Annotated in this window: 2 protein-coding genes; both read left to right on the top strand. The window is 51.3% G+C overall.

Annotation, left to right across the window (positions count from 1 at the left end):
• A partial coding sequence (locus tag AAF564_26745) for a hypothetical protein (protein ID MEM8489171.1) occupies positions 1-327 on the top strand: 327 nt, incomplete at its 5' end.
• A gap of 92 nt (positions 328-419) precedes the next feature.
• Positions 420-1,916, top strand: coding sequence for a cellulose synthase family protein (locus AAF564_26740; GenBank protein ID MEM8489170.1), 1,497 nt, complete (start codon positions 420-422; stop codon positions 1,914-1,916).
• Positions 1,917-1,936: the final 20 nt, after the last annotated feature.

The following is a 1,936-nucleotide window of genomic DNA, read 5'->3' as shown; positions in this document are numbered from 1 at the left end:
GGAGAGACGAAGGAGACAAAGGAGAAACAGCAAGAGCTAAAGAGCTTGGACTCAGAGTCGAAGTTACCAACAGTAGAGGAAGAGATGAGCCAAGAGGAAGAAAAACCAAGAGCAAATAAACGAAAGACGCGAAGCTCCGGCTCGGATCCTGAACTATCAGCAGAAGCTGAAGAAGATCTGGAGGGAGAAAAGGAATTGCTAAATCGGACGTTTTCAAATTTTGAAGAGTACGACCCGTTAGATCTGAGTGAAGAAACGGTTGCCGCCCTTGCGGCACTACAAAACGTAGCTGATGACATTTTTACTGCCGCCACCTCCAATTGGTAGGGGCTAGAAGCTACACCGATTGCGGTTTACATTTTTGTAGCGCCCTTTAGAATCCGCTATTGGCCTCTTTCCATCTTTAACATGCCTGCGTTTTGTTAGCAATTTTATATGCCCTGGCAACAGCCGTACTGACGATATACGGGATGAACCTGCTCTGGCTGGCCATCAAGTATGTAGCTAAAAGCCGGCTTCGCCCCGGGCCTGTACCCGAAATGGATGCCTTGCCTGTGATGGATGGTCCATGGCCCTATGTGACAGTGCAACTCCCATTGTTCAATGAAGCCCTTGTTGCTGAACGGCTGATTGATGCCTGCGCCACCCTGCGCTATCCCAAAGAAATGTTGGAGATCCAGGTGCTGGATGATTCGACCGATGAGACGCGGGGCCTGGTAGCGGAACGGGTAGCCTACTGGCAGTTGCAAGGGGTGGACATCGTGCAGATTCACCGCGAAGACCGCACGGGGTACAAAGCCGGCGCGTTGAAAGCGGGTTTGGTAAGCGCAAAAGGTGAGTTCATTGCCATTTTCGACGCTGATTTTATCCCACCAGTTGATTTCTTGCGACGCATGCTACCTCAGTTCACCAACGACCGGGTTGGCATGGTACAAGGGCGCTGGGGACATATTAATGCGGAAGACTCACTGCTAACACGGGTTCAGGCGTTTGGCCTTGATGCCCATTTTGCCATTGAGCAGTATGTGCGCAACAAAGCCGGCTATTTTATGAACTTCAATGGCACCGCCGGTGTCTGGCGGCGAGCGTGCATCGAAGATGGTGGAAATTGGTCGAGCGATACACTGGCTGAAGATCTGGACCTCAGCTATCGGGCACAATTGAAAGGTTGGGAGTTCCGCTACATTGAGGACATGGAAGTGCCGGCGGAACTGCCGGCGGACATGCATGCACTGCGGTCTCAGCAATTCAGGTGGACAAAAGGCGCTGCAGAAGCTGCGCTCAAACTGTTGCGAAAATTGTGGGCTTCTGCACAATCACAAGGGGTTAAAATCGAAGGCAGTTTCCAGTTGACGGCTCCTTTTGTATTTCCTTTTGTGCTACTGGCTGCATTGCTTCATGCACCGTTGCTTATGCTCAAACATTTTGATATCCCTGGGCCGGGAGAATTGTACTTTGCCTGGTTGGGCGTGGGCCTGACAGGGTTTGCCGGCTTTTTCCTGGCCCAATTGTTTGCGCAGCGTGCGTTGTATCCCGACTGGTTGCAGCGGGTGTTCTTCTTCCCTGTTTTTATGGCTGGAACGATGGGGATGGCGCTGAGTAACACACAGGCCTTATTTCAGGCGTTGAGAGGAAAAAAGACGGCGTTTGTTCGAACGCCTAAATATAGCACGGCTGATGCTTCAATCAGTGGACAGCAAAAACCTGTGGTGCGTCGCAAAAGGCGAATCACGGCAATTGTTTGGCTTGAAGCGCTGTTGGCTGTGTATTGTTTTGCCGGCCTGATGTTTGTCATCTGGTTTGGTGAATGGGCCGCCATCCCTTTCCAGGCGTTGTTTGCCTTCGGGTTTGGCCTCATCACGTATTTCAACTTCAAATACTTCTTTTCGAGCGTCTCTGTGCAGGGTACCACCTGATTTGACTGCCTGCTGAGTAG

This window comes from Bacteroidota bacterium (assembly GCA_039111535.1).
In the GTDB taxonomy this organism is placed as follows: domain Bacteria; phylum Bacteroidota; class Rhodothermia; order Rhodothermales; family JAHQVL01; genus JBCCIM01.
Note: the sequence above shows the minus strand (reverse complement) of the source record. Positions and strands in the feature narration are given on the sequence as shown.